General features: G+C 42.9%; 10 protein-coding genes. 8 read left to right on the top strand and 2 right to left on the bottom strand.

Features of this window, described 5'->3' with window-relative positions:
* Positions 1–29 precede the first annotated feature (29 nt).
* From ilvC to FQ087_RS11930, 6 genes are all read left to right on the top strand, one after another.
* Complete coding sequence (gene ilvC, locus FQ087_RS11955; RefSeq protein ID WP_149580654.1) at positions 30–1,064, top strand: ketol-acid reductoisomerase; 1,035 nt, start codon at positions 30–32, stop codon at positions 1,062–1,064.
* A complete protein-coding gene (locus tag FQ087_RS11950; RefSeq protein WP_149580653.1) occupies positions 1,051–2,592 on the top strand; it encodes a 2-isopropylmalate synthase in 1,542 nt (513 codons plus the stop codon). Before ilvC ends, FQ087_RS11950 begins: the two co-directional genes overlap by 14 nt.
* Before the next feature lie 164 nt (positions 2,593–2,756).
* Complete coding sequence (gene leuB / locus FQ087_RS11945; protein ID WP_149580652.1) at positions 2,757–3,857, top strand: 3-isopropylmalate dehydrogenase; 1,101 nt, start codon at positions 2,757–2,759, stop codon at positions 3,855–3,857.
* A gap of 35 nt (positions 3,858–3,892) precedes the next feature.
* Positions 3,893–5,302, top strand: a complete 1,410-nt coding sequence (gene leuC, locus FQ087_RS11940; RefSeq protein ID WP_149580651.1) for a 3-isopropylmalate dehydratase large subunit — start codon at positions 3,893–3,895, stop codon at positions 5,300–5,302.
* A 19-nt stretch (positions 5,303–5,321) separates the two neighbouring features.
* On the top strand, positions 5,322–5,912 hold the full coding sequence (gene leuD / locus FQ087_RS11935; RefSeq protein ID WP_149580650.1) for a 3-isopropylmalate dehydratase small subunit: 591 nt from the start codon (positions 5,322–5,324) through the stop codon (positions 5,910–5,912).
* A gap of 36 nt (positions 5,913–5,948) precedes the next feature.
* Positions 5,949–6,926: a threonine ammonia-lyase gene (locus FQ087_RS11930; protein WP_255452247.1), complete on the top strand. Its 978-nt coding sequence runs from the start codon at positions 5,949–5,951 to the stop codon at positions 6,924–6,926.
* A 171-nt stretch (positions 6,927–7,097) separates the two neighbouring features.
* On the opposite strand, the gene FQ087_RS23255 is transcribed toward FQ087_RS11930, so the two are convergent.
* Entirely contained in the window at positions 7,098–9,188 is a 2,091-nt protein-coding gene (locus FQ087_RS23255; RefSeq protein WP_149580649.1) for an exosporium glycoprotein BclB-related protein, read from the bottom strand.
* 410 nt (positions 9,189–9,598) lie between these two features.
* Here FQ087_RS23255 and FQ087_RS11920 point away from each other — a divergent pair, with 410 nt between their 5' ends.
* Together FQ087_RS11920 and FQ087_RS11915 are read left to right on the top strand one after the other, a co-directional pair.
* The gene (locus FQ087_RS11920; protein WP_149580648.1) at positions 9,599–10,930 is read left to right on the top strand and encodes a sodium/glutamate symporter; all 1,332 of its coding nucleotides are present in this window, start codon (positions 9,599–9,601) and stop codon (positions 10,928–10,930) included.
* Positions 10,931–11,575: 645 nt separating this feature from the next.
* A complete protein-coding gene (locus FQ087_RS11915) occupies positions 11,576–13,843 on the top strand; it encodes an S-layer homology domain-containing protein (protein ID WP_255452246.1) in 2,268 nt (755 codons plus the stop codon).
* 237 nt (positions 13,844–14,080) lie between these two features.
* Here FQ087_RS11915 and FQ087_RS11910 read toward each other — a convergent pair whose 3' ends face one another.
* The gene (locus FQ087_RS11910; RefSeq protein WP_149580647.1) at positions 14,081–16,099 is read right to left on the bottom strand and encodes an S-layer homology domain-containing protein; all 2,019 of its coding nucleotides are present in this window, start codon (positions 16,097–16,099) and stop codon (positions 14,081–14,083) included.
* Between the last annotated feature and the right edge of the window lie 173 nt (positions 16,100–16,272).

The raw sequence follows: 16,272 nt of genomic DNA, 5'->3' as shown, positions 1-16,272 counted from the left end.
CTAACCCAACTATTAGGAGGAAAACAATTATGACTAAAATGTATTATAACCAAGATATCAACGAAGGACTTTTGAAAGATAAGCTAGTTGCAATCATCGGATACGGATCACAAGGCCATGCTCATGCACAAAACTTGAATGACTCTGGATTTAATGTTGTTGTCGGTGTACGCGAAGGGAAATCTTTTGATCAGGCAAAACAAGACGGACTAAAAGTATTACCTGTACGTGAAGCTGCTGAAGAAGCGGACGTTATCATGATCCTACTGCCAGATGAAAGACAGAAGCAAGTATATGACGAAGAAATCGAACCAGCACTTGCAGCAGGAAAATCACTTGTTTTCGCACACGGATTCAACGTTCACTTCGGTCAAATCGTTCCACCAGCTGATGTTGACGTATTCCTAGTTGCGCCAAAAGGACCTGGACATCTCGTTCGCAGAACATTCGAAGCCGGTGCAGGTGTTCCAGCATTGTTTGCAGTGTATCAAGACGTTTCGGGTCAAGCGAAGGACGTTGCACTTGCCTATGCAAAAGCGATTGGATCTGCACGTGGCGGCGTACTTGAAACTACTTTCAAAGAAGAAACTGAAACAGATCTATTCGGGGAACAAGCGGTACTATGCGGCGGGTTGACTTCACTTGTCAAAGCTGGTTTTGAAACGCTAGTAGAAGCAGGTTACCAACCTGAACTTGCGTACTTTGAAACTTTGCACGAAACAAAACTGATTGTGGATCTTATGTATGAAGGCGGAATGGCGGGTATGCGCTACTCAATCTCAGATACAGCTGAGTGGGGAGATTTCGTTTCAGGTCCACGTATCGTTGACGCAGATACAAAAGCACGCATGAAAGATGTACTAACAGACATTCAATCAGGTAAATTTGCGAGAGAATGGATTGCAGAAAACGAAAATGGTCGTCCAAACTTCAATAAATTTGAAGAAACGGAAGCACAGCATGAAATTGAAGTAGTAGGTAAAAAACTTCGTGCAATGATGCCTTTCGTCAATGAAGGTGCAAAATCAAAAGAGGAAGAAGTGGTGGGTAGTGCGAAAAATTGACATATTTGACACAACTCTTCGGGACGGTGAACAATCTGCAGGTATTAATCTAAATACAGCAGAGAAATTAGAAATCGCACGGCAGCTAGAAAAATTCGGGGCTACAATCATTGAAGCAGGGTTTCCTGCTTCATCCCCGGGTGATTTTGAAGCGGTGCAGCGCATTGCTAACGTAGTGAAAAAGTCGACGGTAACTGGTCTTGCCCGCGCAATGAAAAGCGATATCGAAACATCTTGGGAAGCACTTCGTGGTGCTGAACAACCTCATCTACATGTGTTTTTAGCAACTTCACCTATCCATATGGAATATAAGCTCCAGAAAACGCCTGACCAGGTCGTAGAAATCGCAGTAGAAGCTGTGAAATATGCACGCAAGTTCTTTCCACAAGTTCAGTGGTCTGCGGAAGATGCATTCCGCTCAGATCGTGAGTTCTTATTACGAATCATCAATCAAGTAATTGCTGCCGGTGCATCAGTTATCAATATCCCTGATACGGTTGGTTATGCAACACCTCATGAATACGGTGCATTGTTCAAGTTTTTGAAAGAAAACGTAACTGGCATTGATAAAGTGAAGTTATCTGCACATTGTCATGATGATTTAGGGTTTGCTGTAGCTAACTCAATCGCAGCGATTGAAAATGGAGCAGACCAAGTCGAAGGTACCATCAATGGTATTGGAGAGCGTGCAGGAAATGCTGCGCTTGAAGAAATTGCAGTTGCACTCCATATTCGTAAAGATTATTACGGATTGGAAACAGGTATTAATTTACATGAAATTAAGCGCACAAGTCAGCTAGTTAGCCAACTGACTGGCGTTATCATACAGCCTAACAAAGCGATTGTCGGCAAAAATGCATTTGCGCATGAGTCGGGAATTCATCAGGATGGCTACCTGAAAAACCGCCAGACGTATGAAATTATTACACCAGAATTAATTGGCGGTAAAACTGAACCGCTTGCGCTTGGTAAACACTCTGGCAGACATGCATTCAGTGACCGAGCCATTTCAATGGGCTTCGATCTTAGTGCTGACAAGCTGAATGAAGCGTTTGTTGAATTTAAGAAACTTGCTGACCGTAAGAAAGAAATTACAGAAGATGATCTATTTGTGTTATTTACAGATCAGCAAATTCAAAATAATGATGTACCTGTTTATAAATTTAAAGATGTTCAAGTGCAATATGCAATTGCAAATGTTCCATCTGCAACAGTTACAGCTGTTAATCCAAATGGGGAAACGGTGACTGCGGCAGCAACAGGTTCAGGATCGGTTGAAGCAATTTTCAATACACTGGAAATGCTTGTTGAAGGTGAAGTTCATATTCTGGATTACCGTGTCACATCGATTGGCAAAGGACGCGATGCACTTGGCGAAGCGGTTGTTAATCTAAGTATTAATGGCGAGGTGTCGATTGGACGCGATGTCGCACAGGATGTGTTAGGTGCATCTGCAAAGGCATACTTTAATGCCATCAACCGACAATTAATCAAAAAGCAAGCAAAAACGAAAGTAACTGTGGTTTAACTATATACATTGAGCATATGAATATCTGCATAAACCAAGCGAAGGCGCCTTACAGTGTCCAGTAACTGGACACCGGGTAGCCGAAGAGGATTTGAAGGGAATCTTTATCTCAAATTTTATAGTTAGCGAGAATAGATTCAAAAACAATAAGGAGGAGAAGTTCTATGGAGAAGAAAGTAGCAGTATTACCAGGTGATGGAATCGGCCCAGAAGTGACTGAAGCTGCAGTGAAAGTGCTTGAAGTGATTGCAAGACGTTTTAACCACACATTCCATATAGAATACGGAGTGATTGGCGGCGCTGCAATTGATAAACATCAAAATCCGCTTCCAGATGAAACAGTAGCACTTTGTGAAGCGAGTGAAGCAGTACTTCTTGGCGCTGTAGGCGGTCCGAAATGGGATCAAAATCCTTCGGCAATGAGACCGGAAAAAGGACTACTTGCAATTCGAAAACATTTCGACTTGTTTGCAAATCTTCGGCCTGTGAAAGCTGTGCCATCCTTGCTCCATGCATCTCCTCTAAAAGAAGAAGTGGCGAAAAACGTAGATATGATGATTGTAAGGGAATTGACAGGCGGTCTGTATTTCGGAGAACCGAGTCGACGGACGGCAGATGCTGCAGTGGATTCACTCGTTTATTCACGCGAAGAGATTGAACGTATTGTTGTAAAAGCGTTTGAAATTGCTCGCTTGCGCAGAGGAAAAGTTGCTTCTGTTGATAAAGCAAATGTGCTTGAAACGAGTAAGTTATGGCGTGAAGTTGTTGAAGAGAAAAAGAAAGCTTATCCCGATATTGAAGTGGAGCATATGTTAGTCGATTCTACTGCTATGAAACTGATTACAAACCCGGCAGCATTTGATGTTGTCGTTACGGAAAATATGTTTGGGGACATTTTGAGTGATGAAGCATCCGTCATTACGGGATCATTAGGCGTACTTCCATCAGCGAGTATTCGTTCGGACGGATTTGGTCTATACGAGCCTGTCCATGGTTCCGCACCTGAAATTGCGGGACTCGGATTGGCAAATCCAGCGGCAGCGATTCTATCTGTTGCAATGATGTTGAAGTATTCATTTAACCTGGATACGGAAGCATCAGCAATTGAAGAAGCAGTTAACACGGTGTTCGAAGACGGTTTCTTCACAGCGGATCTTGTAGAACCTGGTAACCGGGTTTTATCAACAAAAGAATGGACGGACAAAGTCATTGGCGAACTTGATACACAATTCGTCTCAAATAGCATTATGTTTTCATATGTTTAACTTCATTCATTTGATAAGAGAGGGAGGGCTGCCATATGGCACAAAATATTATCGAGAAAATCTGGAATCAGCATATCGTATACGAAGAACAAGGGAAGCCTGATTTGCTCTATATCGATCTTCATTTATTGCATGAAGTAACTTCTCCGCAGGCATTTGAAGGGCTGCGACTTGCGAATCGTACTGTGCGCAGACCCGACCTCTGTTTTGCGACGATGGATCATAACGTTCCAACACGAAACCGCGATGCGATTAAAGATCCGATTGCACGAAAACAAATCAACACATTACAAACGAATTGTGATGAATTCGGAATTCCTCTTGCGAATATGGATCATCCAGATCAAGGGATTGTCCATATTATTGGGCCAGAACTTGGATTGACGCAACCTGGCAAAACAATTGTCTGCGGCGATAGCCATACATCTACACATGGTGCGTTCGGGGCAATTGCATTCGGCATCGGTACAAGTGAAGTTGAGCATGTTCTTTCAACACAAACATTGTGGCAATCAAAACCGAAAACGATGGAAATCCGCATTAACGGGGATCTTGGATTTGGTGTAGCTGCGAAAGATGTTATTTTAGCGATTATTGCTAAATACGGCATCGATATGGGCACAGGTCATATTGTCGAATTTACAGGTGAAGCAATCCGCAATTTCACGATGGAAGAACGGATGACCGTTTGTAATATGTCTATTGAAGCAGGTGCAAAAGCCGGTTTAATAAGCCCGGATGAAACGACTATTGCCTATTTAAAAAATCGTAGATATGTTCCGGAAGCTGAAGCTTTTGATGAAGCCGCGGCATATTGGTTGTCACTGGCTACAGATGAGGGCGCGGCGTATGATACTGTTCTTGAAATGAACGCGGGTGAAATCGAACCGTTCGTGACTTGGGGAACCAACCCTTCAATGGGCTCTGGTATTTCAGCTAGTGTGCCTTACGCGCGGGACTTTAAAGTGGAATCTGATAAAGACGCACTGAAACAGGCACTAACTTATATGGGCCTTGAAGAAGGAGTTCCGTTGACGTCCATTGACATCCAGCACGTATTCATAGGTTCGTGTACGAACGCGAGAATAAGCGATCTGCGTGCAGCGGCAAAAGTGATTGAAGGGAAGAAAGTTCACCCCTCTGTTACGGCAATCGTCGTACCTGGATCACGCACAGTTAAAATGCAGGCGGAAGATGAAGGCCTTGATGCCGTATTTCTTGAAGCTGGTTTCGAGTGGCGGGAATCTGGTTGCAGTATGTGTCTAGCGATGAATGATGATGTTGTGCCAGCAGGAGAACGATGCGCTTCTACTTCGAATCGGAATTTTGAAGGACGTCAAGGAATGGGGGCACGTACACATCTTGTAAGCCCGGCCATGGCAGCGGCTTCAGCAATTGCGGGTCATTTTGTAGATGTACGTGAATTACAAGCGGTGCATGCATAACTGAGGAGAGGATGATTAGATGGAACCGATTAATGAAGTCGTAAGCGTTATAACGCCGCTCGATCGTAAAAACGTCGATACCGATCAGATAATATCAAAAGAGTTCTTGAAGCGAATTGAACGGACTGGATTCGGGAAGTATTTATTTTATCATTGGCGGCATCACGCGGACGGAAGCGAAGTGGAAGAGTTCATCTTGAATGATAAGCGGTTCAAAGGATCTAAAATCCTCGTCGCCCAAGAAAACTTCGGTTGCGGCTCCTCGCGTGAACATGCACCATGGTCAATTTTAGATTATGGATTCAATGTCGTCATCGCGCCAAGCTTTGCGGATATCTTCTATAATAACTGTATGAAAAACGGCTTGCTTCCGATTAAGTTGAAAATGTCGGAAGTAGAAGAGTTGTTAGTAAATGGTCAAAGAAATCCCTATTCAGTAGAAGTAAATCTAGTTGAACAGACGGTAACGGGGCAGGATGGCAAGTCCTATTCGTTTAATATAGACCCGTACTATAAAGAAATGTTATTAAATGGTTGGGATGAAATATCCTTGACCTTCAAATATGAAGAACAAATTGCAAACTATGAGAAGCAACTTCAAAAGGCGTAAATATCGACTTAAAAGGGAGATGGTGTAATTGGGGATTTGTATAATACAGCGCGCTTATTCGAAGCATTTGAACGCTTAACGGAAATCGTTCACCGCACGCCTATTAAACAATCTATGACTTTGAATGAATGGTCACAATCCAAAGTGTTTTTGAAACTTGAAAATTTACAGAAGACAGGGTCGTTTAAAGTGCGCGGTGCGTTCAATAAAATTTCTCAACTGACAGCAGCTGAATGCGCAAAAGGTTTACTTGCGGCTTCCGCGGGAAATCATGCACAAGGTGTTGCATTGGCAGGACGTAAAGTGGGAGCCCGAGTTACAATATTCATGCCTGAAACGACTCCAGCAGCAAAAGTAGATGCAACCCGGAAATACGGAGCGATTGTAAAGCTTGTTGGAAAGAGTTTTGATGAAGCTTATAAAGCTGCGCGAACTGAACAACTAGCAACAGGCGCGACGTTTATACATCCATTCGACGATCTAACAATTATCGAGGGCCAGGCAACTGTTGCGATGGAAATGTTGCAGCAGCAACCTGATTTGGATACGATTGTTGTACCCGCAGGCGGTGGGGGTCTACTCGCAGGGACTGCACTTGCTGTGAAGACAATCCGGCCTTCGGTAAAAGTGATTGGAGTCCAGGCCGAAAATGCACCTGCAATTGCTTCGTCCTATCATGGTAGAAAAAATAATTTGACTCACTTTTTACCGACGATTGCAGAAGGTATTTGCGTTAGAGAACCTGGTAAAGTAACGATGGATATCATTCGTAATTATGTAGACGATATGATTACAGTGACGGAAAAGGAAATATCTTCTGCGATTCTTTTCATGTTAGAGCGTGAGAAGTTGCTTGTTGAAGGGGCCGCAGCTGCGGCGATTGCGGCTGTTATGAATAAGAAATTACCAATTGCGGCTGCGCGAGTCGGCGTGATCGTCTCAGGAGGAAATTTCGACGTTGGAAAGTTGGGAAGTTGTATTGCGAGATGTAACGACTCTGTTCTAAATTTTTAATACAAATATTATGCTAGTTACACAACAAAGAGCATCGTTAGAATTACTGCAGTTGAACAAGCAAATTGAAAAAAGCCCCTTTCATTGTTGTGAAATGAAAGGGGCTATTTTTTTGCTATTTGGTGTTCTAAAATCTTCGTTAGGAGCAATGTTTCTTTGTATATCAATTTATTAATTGATTGTCAAACCTGCACTTGCAGCACCTGTTATAGTGTTTACTAGACTGAGCCCTGTTGCAGTAGCGGAAAATACCATTAGTAAACGATCTCCTGCGTTTATTCCTAATGAGAAGCCGCTAGCGGTGTTAGTCTCTATGGTACCGATATTGATTGTTCCAGTAAATGTTAGAGGTACAGTAACGCCTGTTGCGAAAAATTCATTGCTATTGCCGGATGCACGATATACCTCTGCATGGACAGTCACCGTAGAACCTATGAGACTTAGTCCTACTGTGCTATTAAAGTATGCTGAAATACTTGTAAGGGTCCCTGTACGAGGAACCATAAAGCTAAAGTTACTTAGAGCTGGAAGTGTGAATGAACTGCCGAGAATAGAAACGCCTGGAATAGAACTTCCGAATCCTACAAGAGCCGGAGTACCAACTAATCCTAATGCTAGTGTATTCAAAGTTACAACCGAAGTTCCTGATGCAAATGGTATTACTGTACTAGCACCTGGTAACCCTTGAATACCTTGAGGGCCGTCCGCGCCATTAGTACCTGGCAATCCTTGAATACCTTGAGCGCCGGTAGCACCGTCAGCTCCGTTAGTACCTGGTAACCCTTGAATACCTTGAGCGCCGGTAGCACCGTCCACGCCATTAGTACCTGGCAACCCTTGAATACCTTGAGGGCCAGTAGCCCCGTCAGCTCCGTTAGTTCCCGGTAATCCTGGAGCGCCATCCACGCCGTTAGTACCTGGTAATCCTTGGATACCTTGAGGGCCAGTAGCCCCGTCAGCTCCGTTAGTTCCCGGTAATCCTGTAGCGCCAGTAGCCCCGTCAGTTCCCGGTAATCCTGGAGCTCCGTCTACACCATTAGTACCTGGTAACCCTTGAATACCTTGAGGGCCAGTAGCCCCGTCAGCTCCGTTAGTTCCCGGTAATCCTGGAGCGCCATCCACGCCGTTAGTACCTGGTAATCCTTGAATACCTTGAGGGCCAGTAGCCCCGTCAGCTCCGTTAGTTCCCGGTAATCCTGGAGCGCCATCCACGCCGTTAGTACCTGGTAATCCTTGAATACCTTGAGGTCCTGTAGCGCCAGTAGCCCCGTCAGTTCCCGGTAATCCTGGAGCGCCGTCTACACCATTAGTACCTGGTAACCCTTGAATACCTTGAGGTCCTGTTGCGCCAGTAGCACCGTCAGTACCTGGTAACCCTTGAATACCTTGAGGGCCAGTAGCCCCGTCAGCTCCGTTAGTTCCCGGTAATCCTGGAGCGCCAGTAGTTCCCTGTAATCCTTGAATACCTTGAGCACCAGTTGCGCCAGTAGCACCGTCAGTACCTGGTAGCCCTTGAATACCTTGAGCGCCGGTAGCGCCAGTAGCCCCGTCCGCGCCATTAGTACCTGGCAACCCTTGAATACCTTGAGCGCCGGTAGCACCAGTAGCGCCGTCCGCGCCATTAGTACCTGGCAACCCTTGAATACCTTGAGCGCCGGTAGCACCAGTAGCGCCGTCCGCGCCATTAGTACCTGGCAATCCTTGAATACCTTGAGCGCCAGTAGCACCAGTAGCGCCGTCCACGCCATTAGTACCTGGCAACCCTTGAATACCTTGAGCGCCGGTAGCACCAGTAGCGCCGTCCACGCCATTAGTACCTGGCAACCCTTGAATACCTTGAGCGCCAGTAGCACCAGTAGCACCAGTAGCGCCAGTAGCACCGTCTACGCCGTTAGTACCTGGTAACCCTTGAATACCTTGAGCGCCGGTAGCGCCAGTAGCACCGTCCGCGCCATTAGTACCTGGCAACCCTTGAGCGCCGGTAGCACCAGTAGCACCGGTAGTACCCGGTAATCCTTGAATACCTTGAGCACCAGTAGCACCGGTAGTTCCCGGTAATCCTTGAATACCTTGAGCACCAGTAGCACCAGTAGCACCAGTAGCACCAGTAGCACCAGTAGCACCGGTAGCACCAGTAGCACCTGGAGGTCCCGGAGGTCCAGGAGGTCCTGTGCATACTATTTTACGGAAATTGTGACTAGAACAAGGAATAATAAATTTTCGACCATTAAAACAATTTCTTTGATAGTTATAAAAATTCATTTTTTCACCTCCTTTCTGTAACATCTTATTCAGTAAAAAAATGGGGTGAGGGGACAAACAACTACTTAGCTATAATTAAAAGCATATTTAAAGTCCAGAAATACTATCATTATTTCTCCCGGAATCCTTCCTGTCCATATACTGAAGATAATGTGATATGACAAATTCATTATTTTTTTGCTAGGAATCAAATTACATATCAATAGTTGAAATCAATTATAAATCTATTATGAATTCAACATGAAATTCGGAGTTGTCCGTTAAGTTTACTATGGCTTTAAAAAATGTTATCTTAGTGAAAGTTGATAAAATATTATGCTTTTATATGTTCATGTAAACGGTTACATACGTGTTGAGAAAGGGGCATTAAATTCAGCGAAAAATAGTGTATAGATAAGGAGAATAAAAATATGGATTTTTCACCATGGGTTTTATTTACGGATTTCGGTTTGATATCACTGCTTCTGCTTGTAGGGACGATTATTCGAGCGAAGGTTAAGTTCATCCAGCAAATGTTTTTGCCGGCTAGTATCATTGCGGGGCTCCTGGCTTTGCTGTTTGGACCGAATGGTTTTGGTCTTTTGCCATTTTCAAATCAAATGGGAGTCTATCCGGCAATCTTGATAGCAGTCATCTTTGGAACACTGCCGTTACTGTCACCACGGATTGACTGGAATGCGATTAAGACAAGAGTCGGTAGCATGTGGTCGTACTCTCAAATTGCAATGGTATTAATGTGGGGTGGAGGATTGTTATTCGCGCTCCTACTGATTAATCCATTTTGGGATGTACATGACGGTTTCGGCTTGTTACTTGCAGCCGGCTTCGTAGGAGGACACGGAACTGCAGCGGCTATTGGTGCGACGTTTGCGCAAAATGGCTGGGAAGAAGCGACTTCATTAGCTATGACATCTGCCACTGTAGGGATTATGAGTGCCATACTAATAGGGATTGTCTTCATCAAATGGGGTTCATCAAAGGGGCATACGTCATTCCTCGCTTCGTTCAAAGATTTGCCAGATGAGCTTAGAACGGGATTAATCCCACCTGAATCGAGAACGAAGTCTGAAACAGATACGGTGTCGTCGATCTCGATTGATCCATACGTTTTTCACTTATCTATCATTATAATTATCGCCATGGGCGGTTATTATTTAAGTCAATTAGGTGCGATGCTATTACCAAGCGTTGTTATACCTGCATTTTCATTGGCGTTTCTTGTTGGATTGTTCGTGAAGAAGATATTAAATTCTACGGATACCGATAAGTATGTCAGTAAGGATGTTGTGTCGAGGATTAGTGGTAGTGCGACGGATATTCTCGTAGCATTCGGAATTGGTTCAATCAGTATTTCAGTTGTGCTTGATTACGCTGTTCCGTTAATTTTGTTATTTGTGTTTGGACTTGTGTATGCATTCTTATTCTTTGCGATTTTTTCGAAGAAGTTTTTCCCACAATACTGGTTTGAAAAAGGGATATTCACATGGGGCTGGACAACAGGAACGGTCGCTATGGGTATGGCGCTACTTAGAATCGTCGATCCGAAATCGGAAAGTAAGACGCTGGATGATTACAGCTTGGCCTATATACCAATTGCGCCGGTTGAAATTATGCTCGTTACATTCGCTCCGATGCTCGTATTGAACTCTCAAGGTTTTGTCTTTGTTGCTATCACATTTGCATTTGCATTCGTTATTTATCTGATGGCGATTAAAAATAAATGGTTGAATAGAAAAGCATAATAAAATAGGATCCAATTGCTGTCAATTAGATAGCAATTGGATCCTTTTTTTATAGGGGTGAGCAATCATCCGATAAATTGTGCAAGTTTTTAATGCCTGCGTGTATTAAGTCGGCGAAAAGAAAAGGACATAATTTTTTGTTTATCAAGGAATATAGCTGTAGTGACACGAATCAGATGGAGGTCGCGTTGCAGAACTTCATCACGAAGGGGAACTAAACATTTCGCTGTTGTGTTACCTGAGGCCTCTAATCCTAGCCCTTAGCACCAACCCATAAAACTGTCTGTCATAAAGCGAGCGAATATGATTTGCGAGCTAGCTGTGGAAAAAAATGGTTTTATTCAATATTAAATTGATATCCTCAACATAGAGATTCACATGTCATTCTACCTTAACTTAATAACCCATTTATATTCCATTATTTCATTTCCTACTAATTTTTGTTTACGATAATATGATATTTTTAATACGGTTATTCCAGGTTCTATTTTGTAACTATGGCTCTTGCTGGGCGTTTGTTACCCAACTAGCCATAGGATAACAAATAAGCTTCCTAGATAAGTGGCGGTTTTTCTATACTCTTCTATGGTATTATAGATGAATGACTGAACAGAATATGTAAGTGAGCGGGGAGGATATTTGTAAATGTTACACAAGAGAAAAATCAAAGGTCCAATAAAAGTTGGACTGATTGTCGCAGTTCTTTCAATGTTCGGCTTTGGCATATTGAATGCCAGCGCGAATCCAATTAGTCCAAGTTTTACGGATGTACATAATGATTTCTGGGCTAAAGATGAAGTAACCCAACTTGTCGATTTGAAAATTATTAACGGTTATCCGGACAAGCAATTCAGACCGAGTTTAGAGGTATCACGGGCACAGGCGGCTAACCTGATAACGAATGCACTTAAGTTACCATTTGCATCTTACAAGCCGATATTTAAAGATGTCAGTGCCAAGTCTTCCCATTTGAAAGGTGCAATGGCTACATATGAAGCCGGCATTTTCTTGGGGAAAGAAGACGGGACCTTTGGCGTCGGCGACTCTTTGACACGTGAGCAGATGGCGACTGTCATCGTTAGGGCTTTCAAGTTGCAGGATACGGGAGAAGAAATCACATTCAAGGACGATTACAAAATTAGTGAATCTCATAAACTGGGCGTTAAAGTACTTGCGCAGCACGGTATCACAACTGGTAAGGAAGACGGTACATTCGATCCGAAAACAGCCGTCAACCGCGCGACATATGTCGTATTCCTACATAGAGCGATGCTGCAAAACGGGTTAATCGAGAAATTGCCTGCAACAGTATTTACAGCACCAGATACGTTCGGTGCATTTGAATCAGTCAGACAAGAGCAGCAATTTGTCGAAGTTCCACTTTCGACTTCGACCAAAACATATTTACGTTCGAATCATATCATGCAATTTGCGGGAGAAAAAACCGTCAAATATGCGCATGCAACTGATATCGTTTTCACATACCGCATAAGCGGTTTTCCATCGGTGACAGTTAAATTGACGAAAAGGGAACTGCCTAACGGAGATTACTTTTTATTCAACGAACTGAGAAATCCACAGAACAAACCGATTACTGTTGATGTCATCCAAACAGAAGAGGGATTATCAAAAGCGGTGCTTCATGAATATAGCCGATTCCCAATCAAAAAAGTTTTTGATGAAACGTTTGGTCATGATTTGATGACGTATCCAACAGGCATTTTTGAAAAAATACAAACAGACGGTGGAGTATCTCAACGAATGATTGGTAAATCATACCGGTCAACTGAACTAAACCAAAAGTACCCTACCGGCGCGGAAAGTCATACAAGGGAATTACATCAGGAGTCTGAAGCGTTTAGTGGTGTTAAGCTTGGAGAAACGCAACTTTCCGTTTACCGACTACAGTCGAAAGGCTTCGATATAGTCGATCAATGGCTCATGTCTTCCGGAGAACGATTGTTTGAGGATCGGAAGCAAATGGACTCTTGGATGCTTGAGTCAGCGATTTATTATAAAAAACGAAACAAATGGTACACGGCCACTGGTCCTTACAATAAGATGGCGGTAACGGTTGAACCAATACCGAAGTCAGGCAGAGGGTATGGACGAAATCTTCTTCTAGTGAAAGAGGACCGGGTTATGGCACTTTATACCGAAACTGGCGGACGGTATTATGAAAACCTTCTATATAATTCATTTGCCAATTTGGATGTATTCAGAGGGAAATCGACGTATTGGGAAACAGAAGTAACAAGCACGTACCTTAAAAGTTTGTACGGTATAACGGCTCCGTTCGTCGATACCAGATTCAACGAACAAATCGCATTGTTCTTGTATAATGGTGGCAAAGCGTTTGGGCATACGGATTACAATGTCGGTCTGAAAAACTATGCCAATCTGCTTGTATCGCAAAAGGGAAAAGGGAATATCGTCAAAGTGGACAAAGAGTCCTACTATATTTCAGACTATTTCCCTTCGGTGCAAAAAGTGAAGACACATACGTCCATGAACCACGCACTTGGCGGGATGAACGTCCTTCTAATGGCATATCAAGAATTAAAAAATCCTGCATACTTAGCTACTGCTACGAGTATTCAGACAGCGATTGAAAAGGAAAAAAACAAGTGGATCCGTCCTGACGGCGATATTTGGTATAAAGTTTCTCCGGAACATAAATTTTCGGGTCGCGATTATGTACATTTAACATTGGAAGATCTAATTAAATCCTATGAACTGTGGTCGGCAATCGATGATAAGAAGTTGCCAGTCTTTGAAGAAATGATTCGTTCCAAAGCGGGTTATTTGGACAAGAACAGATTAGGTTATACGACGAAGATTAAAAAAGGCCTTGAGCGTATTGGCATGTCGGATATTCTTCCGGCAGGCAAAGAACATACGGATGCTCTTTGAGGTAAAGTGATTACAATAGAAATCCCTTGCACTGGAATTATTCAGTGCAGGGGATTTTTTTGAGGGGATGAAAAGGGATGGAAATGCCAGTTTTGCCGAAAGTCGTAAGAGTTAGTTGATTAGCCATTACAGTTTCAAATCAATCCAAACTAACCCGACATTAAATATAAAAAAACCAATTTCATCAACAAAAAAATCCTGTCCACTCAAACACAAGTGGACAGGATTTACCTGTTTTTACTCCGTAATTCGCTCTATAAGATCTGATCGAATCCAGCCGAAGTCTGAAGGAGGATTGATGTCTGCTAGTACCTTATACCATTTGAAACCATCACTGCCGACTGTTTCATCGACTATAACTACTGGATAGCCGAATGCGGCATTGGCGCCGGGGTCTTTCGGTTTGTAAGAGAATAGTTTAGCACTTAACGCATCAGGGCTTGTCCTTACATTGACACCTACGGGACCGGTATAAATGATGCGGCCGAGATCCGCTTGTTTGTAATCCTTCTTGCCGAGGAATGTATCGATTCGCCACATATGTCCGGCGATTTTACTCCCCCAGTTTGGATCGGTAGCGTACCTCACATTAAACCCGACAACTTTATTGCCTGGACTTGCTCCATTTGCATATCCACCTAGTGGGTTAGCGTAATTTTTGTTGATGTATTCCTTAATAAATGCATCGACACTATTTTCAGGATGTTTGTACATTGCACCTGATTCCGGACTGGAATCAAATACTCTAATGCCGAAAATATTATTTTTCTTTATTGCATTTTCACTTATACCGTAATCACTTTCGTGGATGGCTGCGGCAAGAATGAACAATGCGTTGACACGATGTGTTTCTTCAACCGCTTTCAAATAGTTGCCAAGACCAAGCAACTTCGATTTGGTTGGAGCATCTTTGTAACGGGCAGCCCCCGTACTCTGACGGTCTTTCAAAATCTCAGCGATAAAGTAATCAAGTTCAGCACCGCTATATGAAGATGGTTGACGGACGGATTGGAATTGGAAGTATGGGTAGTGCGTAATCGTATTATTCGAATTCATTTCTTTAAATTGGACTCCATCGAGACTTGTATAACTTTTTCCAATTCTCATGGTCGGAGCTGCAGGTCCAATTGAGTATTCAGCAAGGGTTTTTTTAGAGATATTATCATATGTGTGGTGATACAGTACACCGTCTTGTTTAACTTCATAGTAGTCAGATTTCGTGACAAGTTCAGTCGGGACAAGATCAACTTCAATTTGTTTCGCATAGAAGGTCAATCCGCCCAGTTCGAGAATAACGTGGTTCGGGCTGCTTCCTATATATTTCATTTCACGGCCTTCTTGAATAGATGTCGCAACAGTGAGGAAAGAGGAATCTTTATAAAGGATAGCGGTTTTATTTTCCTTCGAAGCGAAAGCTTTACCTGCTTTCATTTTGATGATTTTTTTATCCTTCTCGATCGTTTTAACGGATGAAGATTCATTGTAAGCAGCCAATGCATCTTCATATGTTTTATACAGTGCCGTTGTCTGTTGAAGTTGACCGTTAGAATTTCTACTTACTTTGTATACTTCAGGATCAACGTCTGGAACGTCCACTGGAGGAATTCCAGGTTCCACAGGATCTACAGGTTTAGTTGGCTTCAATTCTTCGGCAGTTGCAAACAACCTGAACAGGAATGCTGAAGCGTGTGCAATCGTTGCGTTCCCTTTTGGCATGAAATAAACACCATTTTTTCGGTGATCTCCTCGGATAATGTTATAATTGACCGCAACTGAGACTGCATCTACAAAGTTAGCTGAAATCTGTTTGGAATCTTTAAATGTAAGAGTTTTTTTCTTAACAGGAATGTCCATATAACGTATCGCTTTATACATCATAGCTGCCATTTGCTGACGTGTAATCTTGTCGTCGGCTTTAAATGTACCATCTGGGTAACCCGCAAGGATTCCAGCGCCAGCAGCATTCTGGATTTCAATTGTGCGACCTGAATTTGTTTTCAAGTCTTTAAATATGTACTTTGTGGAAACTGGTAATTTAAGAGCGCGTGCGATATACGAAGCAAATTCGCCTCTCGTAACGGCCTTATTGGGAGTATAATTCCCTTTTGCGTCTGCTCGAATGACGCCTTTTTTAATCCAATAATTCAATTCACTTTCCATCTGGTGACCTTTAATGTCACTTGCCTGTGCTTGTATCTGTAGGAAAGGGGAGAACATGAGCAGTGTGAGTAAAGTGAAAGTTATTAATTTTTTCACGTGTAAACCTCCTTCTATAGTCTTACTTAATAGTAGCAGAAATTTGATAGATTAATAGGTTCAAATTACATAAGAAGGAACTGTAATAAATATGAAACTAAAGAATAAGCCACAACGTCTTATAAGATGCTATAATTACGGAGGACTTTGTTCATTAATATGAAACGATTTAG

Source organism: Sporosarcina sp. ANT_H38 (assembly GCF_008369195.1).
Lineage (GTDB): Bacteria > Bacillota > Bacilli > Bacillales_A > Planococcaceae > Sporosarcina.
This window is presented reverse-complemented; position numbering and strand designations above follow the sequence as displayed.

What these genes read in the sequence shown, in the direction of transcription:
- leuB (WP_149580652.1), top strand. Translation starts at nt 2,757, where the DNA reads ATGGAGAAGAAAGTAGCAGTATTACCAGGTGATGGAATCGGCCCAGAA.
- leuC (WP_149580651.1), top strand. Translation starts at nt 3,893, where the DNA reads ATGGCACAAAATATTATCGAGAAAATCTGGAATCAGCATATCGTATAC.
- FQ087_RS11920 (WP_149580648.1), top strand. Translation starts at nt 9,599, where the DNA reads ATGGATTTTTCACCATGGGTTTTATTTACGGATTTCGGTTTGATATCA.
- ilvC (WP_149580654.1), top strand. Translation starts at nt 30, where the DNA reads ATGACTAAAATGTATTATAACCAAGATATCAACGAAGGACTTTTGAAA.
- leuD (WP_149580650.1), top strand. Translation starts at nt 5,322, where the DNA reads ATGGAACCGATTAATGAAGTCGTAAGCGTTATAACGCCGCTCGATCGT.
- FQ087_RS23255 (WP_149580649.1), bottom strand. Translation starts at nt 9,188, where the DNA reads ATGAATTTTTATAACTATCAAAGAAATTGTTTTAATGGTCGAAAATTT.
- FQ087_RS11915 (WP_255452246.1), top strand. Translation starts at nt 11,576, where the DNA reads ATGTTACACAAGAGAAAAATCAAAGGTCCAATAAAAGTTGGACTGATT.